Origin of the sequence: Hornefia butyriciproducens (genome assembly GCF_009695915.1) — a bacterium.
GTDB classification, from domain to species: Bacteria; Bacillota; Clostridia; order Peptostreptococcales; family Anaerovoracaceae; genus Aminicella; species Aminicella butyriciproducens.
Genome location: NZ_VUMZ01000001.1, coordinates 106074 through 128200 on the forward strand (window position 1 = coordinate 106074; position 22127 = coordinate 128200).

The following is a 22127-nucleotide window of genomic DNA, read 5'->3' on the forward strand; positions in this document are numbered from 1 at the left end:
CCGATGTCGCAGCGTTTAACTGAATGGAACTGAATCTTTCCTGCCTTCGCAGGCAGATGGCCGGATGCGGCAGACATGCCGCACCGAAACAGAACATTTTTACACATAGGCAGATACTGCAGATAATGCAAAGGAGAAAACAATGGCAAATATTTACACATCCGCCGATCAGCTGATCGGAAAAACACCGCTTCTTGAGCTTGCAAACACTGAAAAGGAACTGAAACTGGACGCTAGACTTCTGGCGAAGCTGGAATACTTCAATCCGGCCGGTTCCGTCAAGGACCGTATCGCGAAAGCGATGATCGATGACGCAGAAGCCTCCGGAAAACTGAAGCCGGGCAGCGTAATCATCGAGCCGACATCCGGAAACACCGGAATCGGACTCGCGTCTGTCGCCGCGGCGAGAGGCTATCGCATCATCATCGTAATGCCGGAGACCATGTCCATCGAAAGACGTCAGCTCATGAAGGCATACGGTGCCGAGCTGGTGCTCACAGAGGGTGCAAAAGGAATGAAAGGCGCAATCGCCAAGGCCGACGAGCTGGCCGCGGAAACACCCGACAGCTTCATTCCCGGACAGTTCGTCAATCCGGCGAATCCGAAAGCGCACTATGAAACCACAGGTCCCGAGATCTACGAAGATACTGACGGAAAAGTCGATTACTTTGTCGCAGGCGTAGGTACCGGCGGAACTCTCACCGGCGTCGGAAAATATCTGAAGGAAAAGAATCCGGACGTGAAAATCGTCGCGGTCGAACCTGCCTCCTCCCCTGTGCTGTCGGAAGGTAAAGCCGGAAGCCACAAGATTCAGGGCATCGGCGCGGGCTTTGTTCCTGACGTACTAGACACCGGCGTCTATGACGAGATTATCACCGTCGAGAACGACGACGCATTTGAAGCCGGCAAACTGGTAGGCAGAAACGAAGGCGTTCTGGTCGGCATTTCCTCCGGCGCGGCAGTATGGGCGGGCGTTGAAATCGCAAAGCGTCCTGAAGCAAAGGGCAAGAATATCGTCGTGTTGCTGCCGGACACCGGAGACAGATATCTCTCCACGGCGCTGTTTCAGGACTGAATGCGAACAAATAAAAGCAACGCTTAAGGCATTCGCTAAAGAGAAATGACTCATATTTCTCTTACAAGCTTACACAGACATACATAGATTCACACAAACTCATAATAAATGACTCCTCAGAATGATGACGAGGCTGCCTCCGGGCAGCCTCGTTTGTTATGTACTTTGTTTATGCGTTTTCTGCAATATATTTTATCGCAGAAGATGACAGACTACTGTTTCCTGTATCCCGTCAGAACGGTAAGAGAGAAGCAGATAATCGTCGCCATCGCGAAAAATTTATGCTTTTTCATCTTCATCCTCCTTCAGCAGATTGCTCATGCTCCGGATTCCGGTCACGAGGGTCGAACCGTTATGCAGCAGCGCGGAGGTCGCCGGAGACAATATTCCCAGCACGCCGAATGCGATAAGGCTCGCGTTGAATCCGATTATGAACCGATAGTTCTCATTGATGCGTTTCATCAGGGCCCGGCTGATTTTCCGCAGGGTCACAAGCTGCCACAGGCTGTCGGAAGAAATTGTTATGTCCGCGATTTCTCTTGCGATAGCCGCCCCGTCGCTGACGGCGATTCCCGCGTCCGCTTCCGAAAGCGCCGGCGTGTCGTTGACGCCGTCTCCGATCATGATGACCCTTCGCCCTTTTTCATGCTCCCTCTGAATGAATTCTGCCTTGTCCCGCGGCAGCACCTCCGCATGATATTCATCCAGATCCAGTTTTCTCGCAATTGCGGATGCCGTATGCTCATTGTCACCAGTCATCATACAGACTTTGTTCAGTCCGAGCTTGTGAAACGCATCCACCACCTCTGCCGCTTCCCCGCGCAGGGGGTCAAAGATACATATCGCGGCCTTCAGACGCCCATCGATGGCCATGAACAGATGTGAATACTCTGTGGGAAGGCGGCGGAATTTCTCTGTTTTGTTTTCCGGAATCACGCAGCCTTCATCTTCAAAGACAAAATGATAGCTGCCGATGACTGCTTTTTCATGGCCCTCCAGCCTGCTGGAAATCCCGTGCGCCACTACATACTCTACCTTAGAGTGCATCTCGTCGTGACGTATTCCCCTTTCTCCGGCACATCTGACGATGGCGTTGGCAATCGAATGCGGATAATGCTCCTCCAGACAGGCCGCGATCCGCAGATCCTCCGTCGCATCCGTACCGTCAAAGGTCACGACATCGACAACCGAAGGAGTCGCGTGTGTCAGCGTTCCGGTTTTGTCGAAGACGATCGTCTTCGCCTCCGCCACAGCTTCCAGAAATTTTCCACCTTTTACGGAAATATCATGCTCCCCTGCCTCTCGTATTGCCGAAAGCACAGAAAGCGGCATGGACAATTTCAGTGCACAGGAGAAATCCACCATCAGAAAGGAAACCGCTTTGTCGATGTTTCTCGTCAGAAGCCAGGTCAGCGCCGCTCCGCCGAGGGAATACGGCACTAGGCGATCCGCCAGATGGAACGCCCTCTCCTCAGTGCCGGACTTCAACTTCTCAGACTCTTCAATCATCCTGACGATCTGATCATATCGTCCGCTGCCCGTCGCTCTGGTGACTTCAATAACACAGCCGCCTTCCTCCACTATGGTGCCGGCATAGACATATCCGCCGGGTCTGCGGATCACCGGAACCGACTCACCCGTCATGGACGCCTGGTTGACAGAGGCTTCTCCCTCAACAACCCTTCCGTCCAGCGGAATCACGTTTGATGTCCGCACAACGATTCTGTCACCGGGCCGAATTACCGACACGTCAGTCAGCACGTCTCCTTCGTCAGTTCGTTTCCATACACGGTCAGCCTTCAGAGACATGGCGCCGGCAAGATCGTTCACAGATTTTCTGTGAGTCCAGTCCTCCAGAAGGTCTCCGGTCTGCAGCAGAAACATCACAGAAGACGCTGTGGAGAAGTCGCCCCGGAGCATGGAAGCCGCAATCGCCGCAGCGTCCAGCACCGAAACCTCCAGCCTCCCCCGCAACAGGGATTTCAGCCCCATACCGAGAAAGCGGACGCTCTTCCCGACCGTCCATACGATCTGCAGAGACTTTGGAAAGAACAGACTCCGGAATACCCTCCCCAGAATCAGCGCCGTCATCTTCTCCTGATATCTGCGGTTCATCGCCCGGACAGAATGCTCCGGAGCGAGGGCAGCAATGCTCTCGTCAACAAAGGAAAATCTGTCCAGCGCTTTCAGCAACGCCGGCCGACCTGCGCCTTTGTTCACAAAGAACACAATCGCATCACCCGTGCGCTCATGGACGCGGGCGCTCTTCACGAAGCTCAGACTGTTCAAATAAGCCTCTAGGATATCCGCCTCCCTGAGGGTCAGGTTCAGACGCGGAACGCGCAGACGCATCCGCTGTCTCGATTCGTGAAGTATCAGATACTGCATTATGCTTCCGCTTCCTTCTCTTTATATGCGGCCAGAATCGCCTCAGCCTCCTGTACCTTTTGCTTCTCCGCATCGGCATAACGGGCATGATTGATATCCTCGGCATCGGCGTAAATGTCACCGCAGTTCTCCCGAATCGCGTCTCCTGTTTCCATAATGCAGTCTCTTCCACGAAGCACAGCAGCCGTGCAGTGCGTGTAAACCTTCTTCGCATCCCGGCTGGTCAAGATTGCTTTCCCAGCAGTTCCCAGAAGCAGTCCGCCCGCTCCCCATGCGATTTTTTCCAATACATTCATATCTCTTCTCCTTTCCAAATGCACAGTTAGACATGACTAACTTTGTCTCTTAAAGAAAGAAAGGTCCGAAATGGACCTTCCCGCTTGTTTTGTTTTATTAATAATATAATACTTTTTCCGGATTAGTCAACACAAACCTGCGAATCGGCGGATTCCACCTGCGGGCCGCAGCTCCTAATCGGCGAACTTCACGCCCAGATAGGAGCACATGCCCTTCGCCAGACCCTTTCCGTAGGCGTCGTGCTTCTTGAATTTCTTATAGTCCTTACTGATGCTCCCTGTCTCAAAGATGCAGGCTGCCGGAGCCTTCGGCGCGCTCAGCTCATAAAGATCCCAGCGATAGCTCAGACCGCGGGTCGCAATGCTGACATTGGAACGGACGCCCTTGTTCAGCGCCTGCGCGAGTTTTTTGTCCGCACTGCTCTTATACAGGGGCAGAGTTCCCGTCGGCGCGTAACGCCAGTCACAGTGAATGCTCATATAGGCACTGATCCGTTTCTTGTTCGCCCATTTGACGCAGGCCAGCATGTTCTTATTGTTGTTCGCGTCCGCATCTGTGTATACATACACTCCCGACGCCCGCAGATATTTAACCATTGATTTGGTGATGGGCAGCATCAGACCCGCTTCCGACATGCTTTTGTAGGTGCAGCCACTGTCCCAGGCGCCTAAAATATCGGTTCCGTGTCCGCAGGCGACAAACACCCGTGACACTGTCCTGAATTTCACTGCGGAGCAATATCGGGAATAGGTGTATTTCCCGCTCTTCCACTTCGCCGCTCTGACTTTATAATAGTAGGTTTTTCCGGAGGTGCCGCTGTAATCGGTGTAATACAGCTTGGAGCTGCTCGTTGTACCGATCCTGGAATAGCTTCCTCCTGATGAGGTCGCGCGGTAAACGCGGTAGCTCGTGGCGCCGCTCACCGCCTTCCATTTCACTCTGCTTCCCGACTTATAAACCGCCACGGTTACCGCCGGTTCCGCGTCTGTAAACGATACCGACCTCGTTGCAGCCTTTACAGGTTTACAATATTTCTTTGAATATCTCACCCTCGCTTTATAGTAATAAGTTTTGGACGGCGACAGTCCCGTATCCGTATATTTGACAATCTTTCCCTTCTTCAGACCGGCGACCTTCTGATATGTGCCGTTTTTTGAGGAGGCGCGGTAAATATAGTATCCGTAGGCTCCGTTGACCTTCTTCCAGGACAGGCTCACAGAAGTCGTTGTTGCCGCAGTGACAGAGAGCTGACTCATTTCGAGATTTTTTGTCGCGGCAGACGCTGTCTCCGGGAGTACAAAAAACATTCCCAGACACAAAAATAGAACGATCGACACTACACTTCTTTTTTTCATTTGGTAAAACTCCTTTAATTATCCCCTGTTGTTTTTCCCATTTCGTTCAGCCAAAGTGCTTCAATCGCATATGATTTTGTAACCATTCTATCACAGATTATTGTAAACCTAAAGCCCTTTTTTAATTTTTTTATGCTATAATCAGGATATACCCGCTAAGTCTCCATCAGACCTGGCGGGCGCTAACAAAGGATTTTTCGCAGCATCACGGCGCACTAAAGACTGCAGTATGCGCCGGTTGTCTGTTCGTCACACTGCCGATTGACTGGAGGTTTTCCAATGCTGGATGTATGTCTGGCCGGCACCGGAGGCATGAAACCGCTTCCCGGCCGGTGGCTCACATGTTTATACGCCAGATCAGAAGGTCATTCTGTTCTGATCGACTGCGGTGAAGGCACGCAGATTGCCCTGGCAGAGGCCGGGTGCAATCTGAAGCCCATTGATCTCATCTGCATCACCCACGTACATGCCGACCACGTTGCCGGACTTCCGGGACTGCTGCTTTCCATGAACAACTGTGAGCGGACGGAGCCCCTGACCATCTGCGGCCCGGCGGGACTGTACCGGATACTCCAGGGCCTGATGGTGATCGCACCGGACCTTTCCTTCGATGTCATGCTCAGCGAGATCAGCGGCGAAACAGAGCAGTTCCTCAGCGCCGGACCGATGCGGATCACTCCCTTTCCAGTGAAACACAGGATTCCCTGCCTCGGCTACTCTGTCTACGTCGGGCGCAGCGGCCGCTTTGACCCGCAGAAGGCTCGCGAGCTGAAAATCCCGGTAAAGATATGGTCTCATCTGCAGAACGGTTCGTCTATTGAAATCGGTCAGCGGATCATCACGCCGGAAATGGTCATGGGTCCGCCCCGCCGCGGAATCCGGGTCGTCTACGCAACCGACACACGCCCGACGGAATCCATCCGCGACTATGGCCGAGGCGCCGATCTCATGGTGCTGGAGGGGATCTATCCCGACAACGCCAAGCTTGACAAAGCGAAGGAGTGGGGGCATATGACCTTTCCCGAAGCCGCCGCTCTGGCCGCGTCATGCGGGGCCGGAGAGCTCTGGCTCACTCATTACAGTCCATCTCTGACAGATCCGGAAGCTCAGATTGAAAACGCCCGCTGTGTTTTCCCAAACTCCATCGCCGGACACTGCGGCATGAAAAAAAGTCTGCGATTTCCGGACGATCCCGCGAAATAACCGTTGCAGAACATCAGCACAATGAGTATAATATCTTCGAGTGTAAAAATACTGTGAGAATCTATTAAAGAACGGAGGATTTATGAACGATTCCAAAATTATACAGGTGGAGGAAAGAGTCCCTCTGAAGCGGGGCATTCCTCTCAGCATCCAGCACACCTTCGCCATGTTCAGCGCGTCCGTGCTGGTACCATACTTACTCGGGATAAGTCCTGCCATCGCATTGCTGATGAACGGCGTTGGCACACTTATCTTTATTTTTGTCACAAAGGGGAAATCTCCCGCATATCTCGGCTCTAGTTTCGCCTTTATCTCTCCCGCTCTGCTGGTCATTAACAATCCTCAGCTTGGATACCAATATGCCCTGGGCGGGTTTGTTATAACCGGACTGATTTTCATCGCCGTCGCGGTTATCATCAAATTCGTCGGCGTTCGCTGGATCGACATCGTCCTTCCCCCCGCCGCCATGGGTCCGGTTGTGGCGTTGATCGGTCTGGAGCTGGCGAAGAACGCTGCCCAGAACGGCGGAATCGTTGCCCCGGACGGCGCCAAAGATTTCAGCATAGACCCGAAGTTCGCCGCTGTCTTTCTGGTGACTCTTGCGATGGCGGTCTTCGGACAGGTTCTGCTCCGCGGATTCGCGGCGGCCATCGCCATACTGATTTCCATCATTGTCGGTTACTGTCTGGCTCTTGCGGTAGGCATCGTGGACTTCTCCAACGTCGCTCAGGCCTCTTGGCTCGCTCTCCCGAATTTCCTGTACCCCAAATTCAGCCTGCAGGCGATTCTGATCATCATTCCCGCATCCCTCGTGGTGATTTCCGAACACATCGGCCATCAGGTCGTAACCTCTGAAATCGTCGGCAGAAATCTGCTGGAGGACCCCGGTCTCCACAGCACCCTGCTTTCAGACGGAATCTCCACGACGCTGTCCGGTCTCTGCGGCTCCGTTCCGACCACCACCTACGGTGAGAACATCGGCGTCATGGCGATCACAAAGGTTTACAGCGTCTGGGTCATCGGAGGCGCGGCGGTGTTCTCCATCTGTCTGGCCTTCATCGGCAAGGCGTCCGGTCTGATTCAGACCATCCCCGCGCCGGTCATGGGCGGCGTAAGCTTCCTGCTCTACGGCATGATCGCGGCCTCCGGCATCCGGCTCATGGTGGATGAAAAAATCGACTACGCGCGTCCCCGCAACCTTGCCCTTACCTCGGTCATCTTCATCACCGGACTCTCCGGCGCGTACATCCAGATCGGTTCCGTCAAGCTGACCGGAATGTGTCTGGCTACCGTCGTGGGCATGGCCATGGGACTGCTCCTGTACGTTCTGGACCACTTCCATCTCACCAACGATTACGAGGAGAAATAAACGCCGGCTCCGTTTTCCGGCCGGCGAACAAAAAATCATCCCCGCACCGGGACGTCTTCCGTAAGGAAGACTCCCGCGCGGGGTTTTCTTTGTGCAGAGGAAAGGACACAGCGGTTCAGTCTTTAAAGCGAACAGACGCTGAAGGCAGCAAGGCGGCCCACGTTGTTGTTGGAGCCCATGACCCAGATCACATCGTCCTTCCGGATCGTCAGATGAGGATCCGGCATGACCACCGGATAGCCGTTCTTCTGAATACCCAGAATCATACAGTGCCCCTTGTTCAGAATCTGCGTATTCATAATCGACTGGCCGCAGTACGGCTCGCATCCGGTAACCTGAATGGCCAGACATGCCAGCGCGTTCTCCGTGTCAGGATAATCGGTCTCCATGAAAGCCCTGAGCGTGCGGATCCTCCTGGGAGGATCGATGTCCAGTGCTTTGTGCAGGTTGCAGACAGCGGCGAGATTTCCAACAACGTACAGCTTATCCCCCGCCTGCACCTCCATACTCCCCTGCGGCAGAAGTATCGACCGCTCGCCTCTGCGGATCTTTACAACCAGCACGTCATAACGTCTCCCCCACTCCAGCTCACTCAACTGTTTCCCGATATACGGCGCATCCTCCGGAACATAATACGAGAAAATATTAATATCCTCATTCAGCCATTCCTGCTGACCGTTTTCCTGCTGGAGACGGTGAATGGTCTTTTCATTCAGATTCCGAAGGAACCGGGTCTCCATCTCCAGATATGAAGTGGTAATGAAATCCGTTTTGCTCAGAACGAGTATCGCCACAAGGACCGCGATGAAGAGAATGGACCGGTGTGCACCGAACATCTGATGAATCGGGTAGAACACAATGACGGAGATGAGGATCACCTTGATACAGATCAGGAGAACCATAGGCGGCCGGTTGGCTTTGCTGTCGAGCCACAGACGGGTGAATACTTTGTCGTGAAACTTCAGCATCGGGCGCAGGAACAGCGCGATGACCATGTAGATGCCCCCGCAGGAAATAACACCGGCCCAGATGCCATTTGTCAGGTTCTCCAATGCGGGTGCAGCCAGATGAACGCCGGCAACGGCCGCGACAAGCATTATCGTCCCGTACAGCAGCAGACTCTGAAAATACTGACGAAGCCACACGCCCCAGTCGGGGATTTTCTCTTCTTTATCCTGCTCGCTGGAGGAATATTGCGTCATCTTGTCCAGGACCTTTTCCGGCAGGTGTCCCCGCAGGAACTCGGTAAACCTTCCGGAACTCCGGATCAGCACCGGCGTAATCAGCGTCGTCAGAACCGAAGCCGCCACGATCACCGGATACAGATAACTGTCCATCACTCCCAGAGAAATTCCCAGTGATGCGATAATATAGGAGAATTCACCGATGGGTGCCAAACTGAATCCGCTGCGGATCGCCGTTCCAAGGCTCTGTCCGGACAAAACCATCCCCAGCGATGCGAATATCAGTTTGGCCAGGATCGCGATAATCGCGATCGGGAGAATCGAGGTCCACTGTTCAGCGATTACAGACGGGTCCACCAGCATTCCGACAGAAAGGAAGAAGATGACGGAGAACATGTCCTTTATCGCAGAGGTGGACTCCTCCACCTCTTCAGCGTGCTTTGTTCCCGCAAACAGCGACCCCGCCAGAAACGCGCCCAGCTCCACAGAGAATCCGAGCCTCCTGGCGATCAGCGCCATACAGAAACATATCCCCAGGGACAGCACCACCAGCATCTCCCGGTTCATCAGCGTCATAATCTTGTTCAGGAACGTCGGCAGCAGGAAAATTCCCAGCAGCAGCCAGACCACCAGATAGCATCCCATCAGTCCCAGATGGATCATCAGCTCCGTCCCTCCTGTATTCTGCCTCACCGCGAGGGATGAGAGAATCACCATGATGAACACCCCGAACAGATCCTCCATGATCAGCGTGCCCATTACGAGAGACGTGTATTTTTCGCCGGCGACGCCCAGTTCATCGAAGGCCTTTCGAATCACCACCGTAGAACTGATGGAAAGCATCGCTCCCAGAAAGACGCTGTTCATCCGCGACAGCCCGATCATCGTTCCGAAGCAGTACCCCACTGCGAGCACGCCGGACATCTTTACAATAGCGGTGACGATCGCAGTACTCCCGACACTCAGCAGTTTATGGAAGTCAAATTCCAGTCCGATGTGAAACAGGATGATGATCACGCCCAGTTCACTGAGAGTGCTGATGGTTTCCTGATCCTCTACATTGAAAAACAGAGGAAAATACGGGCTTGTAATAAAACCTGCCAGGATATAGCCCAGAATAACGGGAAGATTCAGTTTCCGGAAAATGATGCTGACGATGCCTGCCACGATGAGCATCATCGCCAGATCCATAACCAGCGAAGGTATATGCATGTGTTCCCCTTCCTTCACAAAATCCGGCTCGCGCGCAGATCAGTTCCGCACGGCAGGCCGGTATATCCGCACTCTGCACATAACAGAACGGAATCGATTCAGCACAGGCGGAAGCGATGATCCTGCCGCGCTCCGCACCGGAACCGGAGTACGGATCCGTTATGACCGCGAATATTTTTCTGCCAGCAGTCTGGCCACATAAACACCGGAGGCAGATGCCTGGGACAGAGAATGGGTGACACCCGAGCCGTCGCCAAGCGCATAGAGATTTGGAATCCTGGTCATCAGACGATCATCCACCTCCACTCTGGAATTGTAGAACTTAACCTCGATTCCGTACAGAAGTGTATCCTCATTGGCCGTGCCCGGTGCGATTTTGTCCAGCGCGTAAATCATTTCAATGATATCGTCCATCTGGCGCTTAGGCATCACCAGACTCAGATCTCCCGGCGTCGCGGCGAGAGTCGGCCGGGTGAAGCATTTCTCCATGCGCCGCTCACTGCTCCGCCTTCCCTTCACCAGATCGCCGAAGCGCTGCATCAGAACGCCTCCTCCCAGCATATTGGAGAGGCTGGCGATCGCCTGACCGTATTCGTTGCTGTCGCGGAACGGCTCGGTGAATTTATTTGAAACCAGCAACGCAAAGTTTGTGTTTTCGGAGAGCAGCGACGGATCCGCATAGCTGTGTCCGTTCACCGTGACAATCCCGTTGGTGTTCTCCGAAACGACCTCGCCGTATGGATTCATGCAGAAGGTTCTCACAAGGTCGTTGTATTTCTCCGTTTGATAAACGATTTTGCTCTCATACACTTCGTCAGTAATGTGACGGAATATCTCTGCAGGCAGCTCCACTCGAACGCCGATATCGACCCGGTTCTTCTTCTGAGGCACCTGAAAATTGTCGCAGATCCTCTCCATCCAGGCGGAACCGCTGCGTCCGGTCGCCAGCACCACATCCTCTGCCAGAAACTGCTCTCCGGCAGATGTGGTCACCAGGAATCTCCCGTCTCCGTTCCGCTCGATGGAATCCACCACAGTATAGAATTTCATATCGACACGGTCCCGGATATAATCGTAGATTTTCCCCAGTATGCGTACGTTGCGATCCGTTCCCAGGTGGCGCACACGGGCCTCCAGCAGATGAAGGTCGTATTTGAGACACTCCGTCTTCAGATCCGTACTCGCGGTGGAATACAGTCTGGCATCCTCGCCGCCCATGGAGCAGAGCACTTCATCCACGTATTCCATCAGTTCCATCGCCTTTTCCACGCCGATGTACTGATGCAGTTCTCCCCCGAACTGCGTCGTCAGATTATATTTCCCGTCGGACAGCGTTCCGGCGCCGCCGTAACCGTTCATGATGTGACAGGGATCGCATTTTACGCAGACCTTTGTTTTTCCCAGCTTAACCGGGCAGATTCGCTTCTCCAGCGGCGCACCGCGATCCAACATCAGAACCCGGGCATTATTATCAAGCTTCGTCAGTTCATAGGCCATAAATACGCCGCTGGCACCGGCGCCAACGATAACGATATCATAATTTTCCATTTTCTATCGCTCCAATCTGTGATATACTTGAGTTGAAATTATTTAAAGGAGTTTTCTATGTTTTACAAAAAAGAATTCTGGTTCGGGATCAGTTTCGTCGTCTTTGATCTTGCGCTTCTAAGTCTGCTTGTCAGAGGCCATCACGATTCCTATGTATTCTGCGGACTTGCCCTTTGTACATATTTTTCCTGGCTGTTTCTGAGACAGGTATTCCGCAGGCGAAAATGACGGTCATGCATCAGACTCTCCAACACAACAGAATGCACCTGCGTATCGCGGGTGCATTCTGTACGTTGAAGCTCGTCCTATTCCTCGCTTTCCTCCGGATCCTGCATAATGGATTCGAATTCCTTGGCAACCGCCTCGAACAGCTTGTCATCAGTAATATCGATGAGTTCGAATGCGCCTTCCTCGTCCTCTTCGTATCCGTAGATCCATACATCGTCCGTTCCGTCGTCCGGAATCAGGGCCACGTAGTCCTTACCATTGTAATCGAAGATTCCCATAATCTCGCAGTCCGCCTTCTCACCGTCGTCAAACTCCAGAGTGATGACCTCCATCTCTTCCTCTTCCGGCGCCTGCGTGTTATTCTTTTTATTTTCAGCCATATCAGTGTCCTCCAAAATTTATGCATATGAATACATTTTAACTATAACATTTTCCGACGGAAGACGCAAGAATTCAGTGAAAATATTCATAGATGTTTCTGGCAACCTGCTCTGTGACCGAAGGGACCCGGCGCAGCTCCTCCTCCGTCGCGCCGCGAATCGCGTCGATGGTTTTGAAGTGGTACAAAAGCTCATTTCGCCGTTTCGGACCCACTCCCGGAATGTCATCCAAGGCCGAATGCATGGAATTTTTCCCATGCAGCTGATGATGATAGTCGATGGCAAATCGGTGCACCTCTTCTTGAATCGTTCCGGCGTACCGGAACAGCACCGGATGCTGCCGCAGATCCATTTCGTCACCATCTCCGAACACCAGAGCCCTCGTCCGGTGATGGTCATCCTTGGCCATCCCCACCACCGGAATATCCAGCTTCATGGCATTCAGAACCGTCTGTGCGGCATGGACCTGTCCCAGTCCGCCGTCCATCATGATGATATCCGGCAGGCGGATAAAACCCGGATCGCCGTCCACTGCTCTTTTGTATCGCCTGTACAAAACCTCCTGCAGACTGCCGTAGTCATCCGGTCCCTCCACAGTCCGCACCTTGAAGCGCCGATAATCCCGCCGTATCTTATCTATCCCGCTGAAGACAACCATCGCACCGACGCTGTCAACTCCGTTGGTGTTGGAAATATCATAGGATTCAACACGGATCGGTTCATTTCTGTTCTGCCGCGGATTGCCCGCCGCCTCAAGGACAGAATCCATCTCCCGCCGCACCGCGTCCTGCCGTTCTCTCTTTGTTTCCGCACGGACCGCCAGCGTCTTGGTCATCTCCGCAACATCCCTGCGGGTCAGATTCAGTAGCGCTCTTTTGTCTCCCCGCTTGGGAACCGTGAGATGCACCCGCCGCCCTTCTCTGCTCAGGAATTCCTCCAGCAGCGCATGCTCCGGCAGTTCTTCCTCGATCAGGATCTCCGGCGGAACCACCGCCCACTGGCTGTAATACTGCTTGATGAATTCTGCCACCATATCTCTGCGTGTGTCCTCCGCATCGGTCTGAATCTGAAAGGTCTCCCTGCCGCTGAGTTTTCCGTCCCGCACCGGAAACAACACAACAAAAGACCGCTCTTCGTCCTTGACTGCCAGAACAACATCCATATCCTTATCTGTAATCATCGTCACGCGCTGCGTCTCTGATAAGGCCTTCACCGCGCGAATGGCGTCCCTCCATCGGGCAGCCTCCTCATAGTTCATGGTTTTCGAGGCCGCCTGCATCCTGTCTGTCAGTCTTCGGAGCAGCGGTTTGTCCTTTCCTGACAGGAACTGAATGATCTCATCGATGTTCTTCATGTACTCTTCCCGGTTCACCGCATGTTCCTCGGGGCAGCACATCCCCCGGCACTGACCGATGAAGTAATTCAGACACGGCCTGTGGCCCTTCGGAAACTTCTGCGCCGGACACCGTTTCAGAGTATAGGTGGAATTGAACAGATCCACGATCTCATTCACCGCGCCCGCATCGCTGTACGGTCCGAAATACCGGTTGCCGTCTTTGCGAATGCGTCTGGTCTTCACCACGCGGGGATATGTCTCGCCTGTGGTAACCATAATGTATGGATAGGTTTTATCATCCCGCAGAAGTACATTGTATTTCGGCATGTACTTCTTGATCAGGTTGCATTCCAGAATCAGCGCTTCCATCTCGCTGGAACAGGTAATATACTCGAACTCCGCGATGTTCGCCGCCAGCGCCCGGACCTTGGGGCTAGTGCTCTGATAGGATTTCTGGAAATACTGACGCACCCGGCTGCGCAGCGAAACCGCCTTTCCGACGTAAATCACCTGACCCAGTCTGTCCTTATGCATATAAACTCCCGGGGAGTCCGGGAGTTTTTTTAGATTTTCCCTGATGTCAAACATTTGTGTATTCCAGTCTCTTTATATATTCCAGTCTCTTCGGTTCCTTTCCTGTTCTCTTCTCAGTTCCTCTTCCGCCATTCTCATGACCCTGCGCCGGTGCAGCTCTCTCCGGCGGCGTCTGGCTCTGGCACGCATACACGCCGCCCAGATCAGAAATGCGATTATCCCCAGCAGCACCGCTCCGATAATCATACTGGCTCTGTTGGAAATTCCGATGTAAGACGGGAACCAGCCCTCTTCCACCGACTCCCGTACCACCAGCGGAACCTTGTTTACCACATCTTCTCCAACGTAGATATTATAATACCCGACGACCTGCCCCGCCTTTACCGGTGCCTGGACATTGCTCTTCATCACCGTCTTCGTGCTGATCAGTGATTCGGAACCCTCCTTCGGCAGATAGGCGTATCCCCGCTCAGCAGTATAAGTCTGCAGACGGGTGACCGCGCCGTGCCGGATCCTGACCTTGCCGGTTTCCTTCCCGGCCTTCACCACCTGTATTCCCTGAACAGAGTTTTCCGCATACTGAATCAGCTTTTTCAGGTCATTAGTACGTTCAGCCTCCGTGTCCTTCAGCAGTACGATGAACAGCTGCAGTCCGTTTTTCTCATACCCCACCGCAAGTGTGCAGTCATCGGTCTGCCACAGCCCGGTCTTTCCCGCGTAAACGCCGGAATTCTCCGTGTTCACCAGCGGAACGTGAGTTTTCATGGTACGCGCCTTGCTTTTGTTCGTCGCGTCCATCCTGTAGACCCGGGTTCCCGCCACCTTGCGGATCGTAGAGTTGGACAGCGCCACCCTCGTAATCTGCATGAAATCCGCCGCCGTCGTATAATGTCCCGCCGACTGTATGCCTGTGGCGTTCTCGAAATGCGTGCTTCTGCAGCCGATATTCCGGGCGGTCTTGTTCATCAGTCTGACGAAATCCGTCATATTTCCCGAAACAGCTTCCCCCAGAGCGTAGGCCGCGTCGTTTCCGGAAAGCAGCAGCGCACCGTACAAAAGCTGTTCCACCGTGACCTTCTCGCCCTTCACCAGATCCATTGTGGATTCGCCCTGAGCCGCCGCTTTCTCCGAGACCGTCACAGTCTTGTCCAACGGCAGATGCTGCACGGCCAGAAGTGCCGTCATCAGTTTGGTGATGCTGTAGGGATCGTATTGCCGCTTCGCGTTCTGTGAGAAGATCGTCTCTCCTGTATTCTCACAATATACCACCGCACCGCCGGCGTAAACCGTCGGCTTCTCCACTTTTTCTGTTTTTGCCGCAGAGGGATCCACCGCGGACAAAAGCAACGCCGCCGCGATTATGACAACCAGACAAATTCTTCCGATCCTGCCGCTCCGGATGGTGTATTGATTCACTGCCTCATCTCTCCTTTTCGGTATCATGTTGGATAAAAGCTTATTTTTCCTTATTTTACAATACCGTCGCTGAAATAGCAACCGACAGAACGGCGAAAAAACGCTCCCGGTTCTTCCGGAAGCGTTCTCTGTCAGAATTAATCTGGTCTGCCACGGGTGGCTCTTATTTCTTCGATTCCTCGAATTTCTTCATCAGCGCAATCAGCGCGTCCACGCCTTCCTCAGGCATCGCATTGTAGATGCTGGCCCGCAGTCCGCCGACCGTGCGATGTCCTTTCAGGTTGATCAGACCGTTTTCCTTCGCCATCGCGATGAACTCCGCATCCATGTCTTTGTCGCCGGTAACAAAGGTAACGTTCATCAGGGAACGATCCTTCTCTCTGACGGTTCCCCTGAAAATCGGGCTGGCGTCGATGGCCGCATAGAGTTTCTCTGCTTTTCTGACGTCCTTCTCGTGCATTGCGGCTACTCCGCCGTTCTCCAGCAGATACTTGAACACTTCTCCCGCCACATAGATAGACCAGCACGGCGGAGTGTTGTACATGGAATCCTTCTCTGCGTGGGTTTTGTAATCAAGGTAAACCGGCGTATCCTCCGGTGCGAATCCGATCAGGTCTTCCCGGATGATGACGATGGTCACACCCGCCGGAGCGACATTTTTCTGCGCACCTGCCCAGATCACGCCGAATCTGCTGACATCCACTTCCTCACTGAGAATGCAGGAGGACATATCCGCAACCAGCGGAATATCTCCGGTATCCGGAATATAAGGGAATTTGGAGCCGTAAATCGTGTTGTTATAGCAAATGTACACATAGTCCGCATCCGCTCTGAAATCTTCTCTGCTGACTTCCGGGATGTAGCTGTAGGTGTCCTCCTCGGAGCTGGCAACACATTTGATGTCGCCGAATTTGCAGGCTTCCTTGTACGCCTTCTTCGCCCACTGCCCGGTTACAATGTAGTCTGCCTTTTTGGATTTTCTCAACAGATTGAGCGGAATCATGGAGAACTGCAGTGTACCGCCGCCCTGCAGGAACAGGACTTTGTAGTTATCCGGAATGTTCATCAGTTTACGCAGATCCGCCTCGGCGTCTTCAATAATCGCCTTGAACTCCGCTGACCGATGGCTCATCTCCATGACAGATTCTCCGGTACCCTTGTAATTCAGAAGATCCTTCTGAACGTTTTCCAGCACCTCCAGCGGAAGCATTGAAGGCCCGGCGGAAAAGTTATATACTCTCTCATATTTGCTCATTTGACTTATCCCCCATACTGTAAGATTATCTAAAAAATAACGATTCTTTGGGTTTATTATAGCACCCGGTTCCCTGAAAGTAAAGATTTCCGGCTGTATACTTGCATGGTATCTGCTATGGTTTTTTCGCAGATCTGCCATTCAGTTTCCGATGATCCGGAATGTCGTTCAGAATCTTGAAACATCGGGATATAAATGATATAATTTTATATTAATAACTGCAACAAAGAGTCAATGGAGGTATGCAAAATGTACAATATCGCAACTTTGAACAAGATCTCTCCGGTGGGTCTTGCGCATCTGTCCGATGCCTACGCGGTCATCGACGATACCGCTGCGGCAAACGGAATCCTCGTCAGAAGTCAGGATATGCACGAGATGGAGTTCGGCAAAGATCTCCTTACCATTGCGAGAGCCGGCGCCGGCGTAAACAATATTCCACTGGATAAATGCGCTGATCAGGGCATCGTCGTCTTCAACACTCCGGGCGCGAACGCAAATGCTGTGAAGGAGCTTGTGCTGGCAGCACTTCTTTTGTCCGCCAGAAACATCCCTGCCGCTCTGTCATGGGCCGCGACCCTGACCACCGATGTCAGCAAGGCCGTTGAGAAAGGCAAGAAGCAGTTCGCCGGTACTGAAATTAAAGGAAAGACTCTGGGTGTCTACGGTCTGGGCGCTATCGGTGTGATGGTGGCGAACAGCGCTGCAGATCTGGGGATGAAGGTGGTCGGCTATGACCCGTTCTTCAGTACAAAATCTGCCCATGCGCTCTGCAGCTGCGTCGATGTTGTGGACGATCCCTCGGAAATGCTGCCGAAATGTGACTATATAACGATTCACGTTCCTGCGTCTCCGGCGACCAACGGAATGTTTAATGCAGATGTATTCAGTCAGATGAAGGACGGAGCCGTTCTTCTGAATTTCTCCAGAGACAAGCTGATTAACGAAGCCGATATGCTGGCCGCACTGGAAGGCGGAAAACTGAAAGAGTACCTGACGGACTTCGGAACCGACGGTCTGGTCGGCAAGGAAGGCGTCGTCCTTCTTCCTCATCTTGGCGCTTCCACAGCAGAAGCCGAAGACAACTGTGCAACCATTGCGGTAACGGAGATCATGGACTACATTGAAAACGGAAACATCACCAATTCGGTGAACTTCCCTGCAGTCAGACTTCCGAAAACCGAAGGTGAAACCAGAATTGCTCTGCTGACCAAGGGTGTCGAAAATCCCGTGGATGCGGCGATCAACGGGCTCGGCGTTGCCGTCAGCGGCGCTGCGGGAGGCGTTCGCGGCGACTATGGCTACGCCCTGATCTCCACCAGAGACGACATCGCAGAGATTCCTGCGATTACGGGTGTGGTACGCTCCAGAATCCTGAAGTAAAAGTCCCGAAAAAGGCCCGGGGATGCGGGCATGTGAAACGGCGGTTTCCTGAGATCAGAGATTCCGCCGTTTTTTCGCACATTCGTCTCACACATACCGCCCGAAAACATTCCATTCTGTTATCTGATTGCGCTCCGCTCATCCCGGCATTTGACACAGAGCCGAAAAAATCCGCAGTTTTCCGACTGCGGATTTTAGCATTCAATCATCAACGGTCAGCACCGTACGCTGCTGATGTCTATTCAGTTTTTATCGGATGTTCTGCCGGCGAGGGCTGTTCCGTCTGTGCGGGCTGTTCTGCCGGTGCGGGATGTTCCGCCGGCGCTGTCGGCTGTTCTGCCGGTGCGGGATGTTCCGCCGGCGCTGCTGTCCACGAATCCTGTTCCAGCGGACGCATTGATGGTGCCCCCTGTGGTTGCTGCGGCACTCCCTGCGGCTGCTGCGGCACTCCCTGTGGCTGCTGCGGCACTCCCTGTGGCTGCTGCGGCACTCCCTGCGGCTGCTGCGGCGTCCCCGCTGCTTGCCGATATCCGTTGTCTCCGTTTCCGGACGAACCGTTTCCTCCACCATTATTCCAGTAATAATCAGCCTCATTAAACGGCCTGTGCGATGTTCCGTCCGCCGCTCTCATATGTCCGGTCAGCATTTCATAGAAAATCGTATCCGCCGTCTGCATATATGCAATCGGGAAATATACAGGAATCATGCCGACAAACATGATCACGAAATACGATATCGTATTATCGTCTGGCTGGAGTATTCCCATCAGAACCGCCATAGGAATCGAAGACAGCAGAAGCCATCCGATGAATGACAGATCCAGCAGGAACAGCTTCATTTTGTTCCCCGTCATCATCTGCTTACTCTCATTAATGCACTGCATAATGCCTTTTTTCGGATCGTCCGCCAGAACATAGAAACACTGGCTGTACCGGAACGCTGCGATTATTCCGGGGACGATCAGCAGCAACGTCCACAAAAAGATGAATACGCACATGACAATCATCAGAAGCAGTGTCTTCAGGTAGTATTCAAATCCATTGAAAATGTATCCCGGATTGATATCCCTGAGCCTTACAAAATATAAAAGAAAAGAGCAAAGTCCTGCGACGAACACGCCGGAGAAGAACATCTGATAGAACGCCGCGATTACTGAAATCGTCTGGTTCTGCTGCAGATATCCGTTCCACTGTGTAATTGCCCCGAAGGAAACGCAGTTCTGAAAAAATTCCGGCACCATGACCAGCAGCACATAATACAGCGCCACCCCCAGCACGACCTGAATCCAGTTGTTGTTCATAAGCTGCCTTGCGTTCGCCCGAATGGCGCCGCAGGGCTCATTGATAATGTAATAATTCATTCCTGTACCCCCATTTCAAATACTATTGCCATTATATACGAAAACCTTCTTGATGTGAACAGTTTTTTATAATTCGTTCATTTTATTTTTATACATTTTGTTCATCATTTTGCGGATGCAGTGGATAAAAAAGTGGAAAGAGAAATTGTTTTACATCATTATCCTAATGTGAATCGTACTATTCCGTAATAAATTCCGTAAAAAGTCGCATAAAGTCGCAGAAAGTCGATTTTAGTCGGTAAACGGTATTGGACACAAGCTCCGACATATTGTAGAATCATAAGTGAAGGAGCCTGCAATGAAAAATTTTCTGATCATTACCGCCCATGTTGAGGGACTTAATTACATCGATATCTGCCAGAATCAATATGACTGCGTTATCTGTGCAGACGGCGGTCTGGAGATTGCCGGAATTCTGGGACTGACCCCCGATCTGCTTATTGGAGACTACGATTCCGGACAGCTGCCGGAAAATCGTGAGGTAATCCGCCTTCCCATGGAAAAGGATATGACCGACAGTGAAGCCGCACTGGATCTTGCCGTATCGGAAGGCGGCGAGAACATCATTATTCTCGGAGGACTCGGCGGCCGCTTCGACCACACTATGGGGAATATCGGACTTTTAGCCAAATACTGCGGCAAGCTGCACGAGCTGGCCTTTGTTGACGGATACAACCGCGTTTCCATGCTGGAGCCGGGACGTTATGATATTCCGGGGAACAAATACCGGTACATGGGGCTTATCGCCTACGGCGGCTCTGTGAAAGATCTCACTCTTCGTGGTGTGAAATATCCTCTCACAAAGTATCTCCTCCAGGACGACACTTCGCTGGGCGTCAGCAATGAAATCACTGCCTCTGCTGCATCACTCCGCTTTTCCGCAGGCAGGTTGCTTCTGGTATTCTCAGATGATACGCCGCAATCAGGCACGATTTCACCGGTGCCTCTCTGGAGCCGTTCCCGCTGAAGACGCTCTGGTTTATGCCAGGCGCCTCGCAGCTCGCATCATAACCTCGCGGTTTCCGTGGTGCACCTCTTGAAAAAGCACCTGCAAAATGATATATTATTAACAGAGTCGATAAACTTCTATACAGGAAAGGGAGTCTTAACTATGTACGAAAACATTAAATATGAAGTCAAAGGAAATCTGGGTTATCTGACCATCAATCGTCCGAAAGCGCTGAATGCACTGAATACCGAGGTTCTTTCGGAACTGGCGGATGCACTGAAGGAAATCGAAGCTGACGATGCCGTGAAAGCCGTGATTGTCACCGGCGAGGGCAAAGCCTTTGTTGCCGGCGCCGACATCGCGCAGATGAGCAAGCTGAACGCCGTTGAAGGAAGAGCTATGATGCAGGCCGGACACAAAGTCATGAACACTATCGACCAGATGCCTAAGCCGTTTATCGCGGCAGTCAACGGATTTGCTCTCGGCGGCGGATGCGAACTGGCTATGGCGTGTGATATCAGAATCGCCTCCTCCAAAGCAAAGTTCGGTCAGCCTGAAGTAGGTCTCGGAATCATCCCGGGCTTCTGCGGAACCCAAAGACTTTCCAGACTGGTCGGCAAAGGCATGGCTAAGTATCTGATTTACTCCGCTGAAATGATCAACGCGGAAGAAGCCTTCCGTATCGGGCTTGTCGAAAAAGTCGTCGAACCGGATGCGCTGATGGAAGCCGCTGAAAAACTGGCAAACACCATCGCTTCCAAAGCTCCGATTGCGGTCGCTCAGGCGAAGATCGCCATCAACAACGGCTTCGATATGGATCTGAAATCTGCAAGCCAGCTGGAGGTAGAAGCTACCACCGTCTGCTTCGGCTCCGAAGACCAGAAGGAAGGCATGGCCGCATTCCTGGAGAAACGTGCTCCCGAATGGAAAAACCGTTAGTTTTCCCTGACATCATCAGACATACGGCTGTCAGTGCCGCTATTCTGATGCATCAAAATTATTAATATAGCAGAGATCTGAAATGGGCTGTACCATCCGGAGATTTACAACATAAATCGCCGCTGGTCAGCCCTCTTTTTTACACAAATTGCCTGCATCCGTCCCCACTCCTCCGATGCGTCCGCCGACTGCTGCTTCAGATACTGACAACGCCAAGAACGATCATTGAAACAATGATACCGGCAGCCATGACGCCTAAAAGAATCATCGGAACCGCAGTCCGCAGCCGCATGTCCATCATGGCTGCGACCAGAGCACCTGTCCATGCTCCGGTCCCCGGCAGCGGGATTGCAACCAGAATGAACAATCCAAGTTTTTCATATTTCTGAACGGTGGCTGCCTTGGAGTCAGCCTTGGCCTCCATCCGGCTCACCAGGCGGTTCAGTCGGGGACTCTTTGTTCTCATCCATTTAAAAATACTGCGAATAAATATTATAATGAACGGTACCGGGATCATATTTCCGATCACTGCGATAATATACGCTTTCCAGATGTCCATGCCGGCGGCAACGGCCATAGGTATCGCGCCCCTTAACTCTACTACGGGAGCCATGGAAACCGCCAGCGTATAAAAAACCAATTTCATTTTGTCTTTCCCCCTGAGAGATTCTCGTACAGTATCATAGTACCACAATAATACCGCAATTCGCAAGTCT

The 22127-nt window shown here is 52.6% G+C and carries 18 protein-coding genes; 7 read left to right on the forward strand and 11 right to left on the reverse strand.

What is annotated here, in order from left to right:
• The first annotated feature begins 142 nt into the window (after nt 1–142).
• The gene (cysK, locus tag FYJ64_RS00475) at nt 143–1075 is read left to right on the forward strand and encodes a cysteine synthase A (protein ID WP_154573290.1); all 933 of its coding nucleotides are present in this window, start codon (nt 143–145) and stop codon (nt 1073–1075) included.
• A 279-nt stretch (nt 1076–1354) separates the two neighbouring features.
• Here the strand turns inward: cysK and FYJ64_RS00480 are convergent, their stop codons facing one another.
• The 3 genes from FYJ64_RS00480 to FYJ64_RS00490 form a co-directional block, all read right to left on the reverse strand.
• Nucleotides 1355–3463, reverse strand: coding sequence for a heavy metal translocating P-type ATPase (locus tag FYJ64_RS00480; protein ID WP_154573291.1), 2109 nt, complete (start codon nt 3461–3463; stop codon nt 1355–1357).
• A complete protein-coding gene (locus tag FYJ64_RS00485) occupies nt 3463–3759 on the reverse strand; it encodes a DUF6110 family protein (protein WP_154573292.1) in 297 nt (98 codons plus the stop codon). The genes FYJ64_RS00480 and FYJ64_RS00485 overlap by 1 nt, the downstream gene beginning before the upstream one ends.
• A gap of 174 nt (nt 3760–3933) precedes the next feature.
• On the reverse strand, nt 3934–5115 hold the full coding sequence (locus tag FYJ64_RS00490; RefSeq protein ID WP_154573293.1) for an N-acetylmuramoyl-L-alanine amidase: 1182 nt from the start codon (nt 5113–5115) through the stop codon (nt 3934–3936).
• A 279-nt stretch (nt 5116–5394) separates the two neighbouring features.
• Here FYJ64_RS00490 and FYJ64_RS00495 point away from each other — a divergent pair, with 279 nt between their 5' ends.
• Together FYJ64_RS00495 and uraA are read left to right on the forward strand one after the other, a co-directional pair.
• On the forward strand, nt 5395–6318 hold the full coding sequence (locus tag FYJ64_RS00495) for a ribonuclease Z (RefSeq protein WP_154573294.1): 924 nt from the start codon (nt 5395–5397) through the stop codon (nt 6316–6318).
• 82 nt (nt 6319–6400) lie between these two features.
• Nucleotides 6401–7687 carry a uracil permease gene (uraA, locus tag FYJ64_RS00500; RefSeq protein ID WP_154573295.1) on the forward strand — a complete coding sequence of 429 codons (1287 nt, stop codon included), beginning with the start codon at nt 6401–6403 and terminating at the stop codon, nt 7685–7687.
• 122 nt (nt 7688–7809) lie between these two features.
• On the opposite strand, the gene FYJ64_RS00505 is transcribed toward uraA, so the two are convergent.
• Nucleotides 7810–10083, reverse strand: a complete 2274-nt coding sequence (locus FYJ64_RS00505; protein WP_154573296.1) for a monovalent cation:proton antiporter family protein — start codon at nt 10081–10083, stop codon at nt 7810–7812.
• Nucleotides 10084–10242: 159 nt separating this feature from the next.
• A complete protein-coding gene (locus FYJ64_RS00510; protein WP_154573297.1) occupies nt 10243–11631 on the reverse strand; it encodes an NAD(P)/FAD-dependent oxidoreductase in 1389 nt (462 codons plus the stop codon).
• A gap of 57 nt (nt 11632–11688) precedes the next feature.
• Between FYJ64_RS00510 and FYJ64_RS00515 the strand changes: the two genes are divergently transcribed.
• Nucleotides 11689–11859, forward strand: coding sequence for a hypothetical protein (locus FYJ64_RS00515; protein ID WP_154573298.1), 171 nt, complete (start codon nt 11689–11691; stop codon nt 11857–11859).
• 77 nt (nt 11860–11936) lie between these two features.
• Here the strand turns inward: FYJ64_RS00515 and FYJ64_RS00520 are convergent, their stop codons facing one another.
• The 4 genes from FYJ64_RS00520 to serC all read right to left on the reverse strand — a co-directional run bounded on the left by FYJ64_RS00520 (nt 11937) and on the right by serC (nt 16780).
• Entirely contained in the window at nt 11937–12239 is a 303-nt protein-coding gene (locus FYJ64_RS00520; protein WP_154573299.1) for a DUF1292 domain-containing protein, read from the reverse strand.
• Nucleotides 12240–12312: 73 nt separating this feature from the next.
• A complete protein-coding gene (gene uvrC, locus FYJ64_RS00525; protein ID WP_154573300.1) occupies nt 12313–14163 on the reverse strand; it encodes an excinuclease ABC subunit UvrC in 1851 nt (616 codons plus the stop codon).
• 18 nt (nt 14164–14181) lie between these two features.
• The gene (locus tag FYJ64_RS00530) at nt 14182–15525 is read right to left on the reverse strand and encodes a D-alanyl-D-alanine carboxypeptidase family protein (RefSeq protein ID WP_206045488.1); all 1344 of its coding nucleotides are present in this window, start codon (nt 15523–15525) and stop codon (nt 14182–14184) included.
• 163 nt (nt 15526–15688) lie between these two features.
• Nucleotides 15689–16780, reverse strand: coding sequence for a 3-phosphoserine/phosphohydroxythreonine transaminase (serC, locus tag FYJ64_RS00535; RefSeq protein WP_154573302.1), 1092 nt, complete (start codon nt 16778–16780; stop codon nt 15689–15691).
• 249 nt (nt 16781–17029) lie between these two features.
• Here serC and FYJ64_RS00540 point away from each other — a divergent pair, with 249 nt between their 5' ends.
• The gene (locus tag FYJ64_RS00540) at nt 17030–18163 is read left to right on the forward strand and encodes a 3-phosphoglycerate dehydrogenase (protein ID WP_154573303.1); all 1134 of its coding nucleotides are present in this window, start codon (nt 17030–17032) and stop codon (nt 18161–18163) included.
• A 238-nt stretch (nt 18164–18401) separates the two neighbouring features.
• On the opposite strand, the gene FYJ64_RS00545 is transcribed toward FYJ64_RS00540, so the two are convergent.
• Complete coding sequence (locus FYJ64_RS00545) at nt 18402–19523, reverse strand: DUF975 family protein (protein WP_154573304.1); 1122 nt, start codon at nt 19521–19523, stop codon at nt 18402–18404.
• A gap of 298 nt (nt 19524–19821) precedes the next feature.
• Here FYJ64_RS00545 and FYJ64_RS00550 point away from each other — a divergent pair, with 298 nt between their 5' ends.
• Both FYJ64_RS00550 and FYJ64_RS00555 read left to right on the forward strand, forming a co-directional pair.
• Entirely contained in the window at nt 19822–20490 is a 669-nt protein-coding gene (locus FYJ64_RS00550) for a thiamine diphosphokinase (protein WP_154573305.1), read from the forward strand.
• Between the two features lie 144 nt (nt 20491–20634).
• Nucleotides 20635–21411: an enoyl-CoA hydratase-related protein gene (locus FYJ64_RS00555; RefSeq protein WP_154573306.1), complete on the forward strand. Its 777-nt coding sequence runs from the start codon at nt 20635–20637 to the stop codon at nt 21409–21411.
• 196 nt (nt 21412–21607) lie between these two features.
• On the opposite strand, the gene FYJ64_RS00560 is transcribed toward FYJ64_RS00555, so the two are convergent.
• Nucleotides 21608–22057: a COG2426 family protein gene (locus tag FYJ64_RS00560; protein WP_235897064.1), complete on the reverse strand. Its 450-nt coding sequence runs from the start codon at nt 22055–22057 to the stop codon at nt 21608–21610.
• Nucleotides 22058–22127 lie beyond the last annotated feature (70 nt).

Excerpts from the sequence above, each read along its gene's own strand:
- FYJ64_RS00505 (WP_154573296.1), bottom strand. The coding sequence starts at position 10,083 with ATGCATATACCTTCGCTGGTTATGGATCTGGCGATGATGCTCATCGTG.
- FYJ64_RS00495 (WP_154573294.1), top strand. The coding sequence starts at position 5,395 with ATGCTGGATGTATGTCTGGCCGGCACCGGAGGCATGAAACCGCTTCCC.
- FYJ64_RS00555 (WP_154573306.1), top strand. The coding sequence starts at position 20,635 with ATGTACGAAAACATTAAATATGAAGTCAAAGGAAATCTGGGTTATCTG.
- FYJ64_RS00515 (WP_154573298.1), top strand. The coding sequence starts at position 11,689 with ATGTTTTACAAAAAAGAATTCTGGTTCGGGATCAGTTTCGTCGTCTTT.
- uraA (WP_154573295.1), top strand. The coding sequence starts at position 6,401 with ATGAACGATTCCAAAATTATACAGGTGGAGGAAAGAGTCCCTCTGAAG.
- FYJ64_RS00550 (WP_154573305.1), top strand. The coding sequence starts at position 19,822 with ATGAAAAATTTTCTGATCATTACCGCCCATGTTGAGGGACTTAATTAC.
- FYJ64_RS00560 (WP_235897064.1), bottom strand. The coding sequence starts at position 22,057 with ATGAAATTGGTTTTTTATACGCTGGCGGTTTCCATGGCTCCCGTAGTA.
- FYJ64_RS00485 (WP_154573292.1), bottom strand. The coding sequence starts at position 3,759 with ATGAATGTATTGGAAAAAATCGCATGGGGAGCGGGCGGACTGCTTCTG.
- FYJ64_RS00545 (WP_154573304.1), bottom strand. The coding sequence starts at position 19,523 with ATGAATTATTACATTATCAATGAGCCCTGCGGCGCCATTCGGGCGAAC.
- FYJ64_RS00540 (WP_154573303.1), top strand. The coding sequence starts at position 17,030 with ATGTACAATATCGCAACTTTGAACAAGATCTCTCCGGTGGGTCTTGCG.
- serC (WP_154573302.1), bottom strand. The coding sequence starts at position 16,780 with ATGAGCAAATATGAGAGAGTATATAACTTTTCCGCCGGGCCTTCAATG.
- FYJ64_RS00490 (WP_154573293.1), bottom strand. The coding sequence starts at position 5,115 with ATGAAAAAAAGAAGTGTAGTGTCGATCGTTCTATTTTTGTGTCTGGGA.
- FYJ64_RS00510 (WP_154573297.1), bottom strand. The coding sequence starts at position 11,631 with ATGGAAAATTATGATATCGTTATCGTTGGCGCCGGTGCCAGCGGCGTA.
- cysK (WP_154573290.1), top strand. The coding sequence starts at position 143 with ATGGCAAATATTTACACATCCGCCGATCAGCTGATCGGAAAAACACCG.
- FYJ64_RS00480 (WP_154573291.1), bottom strand. The coding sequence starts at position 3,463 with ATGCAGTATCTGATACTTCACGAATCGAGACAGCGGATGCGTCTGCGC.
- FYJ64_RS00520 (WP_154573299.1), bottom strand. The coding sequence starts at position 12,239 with ATGGCTGAAAATAAAAAGAATAACACGCAGGCGCCGGAAGAGGAAGAG.
- uvrC (WP_154573300.1), bottom strand. The coding sequence starts at position 14,163 with ATGTTTGACATCAGGGAAAATCTAAAAAAACTCCCGGACTCCCCGGGA.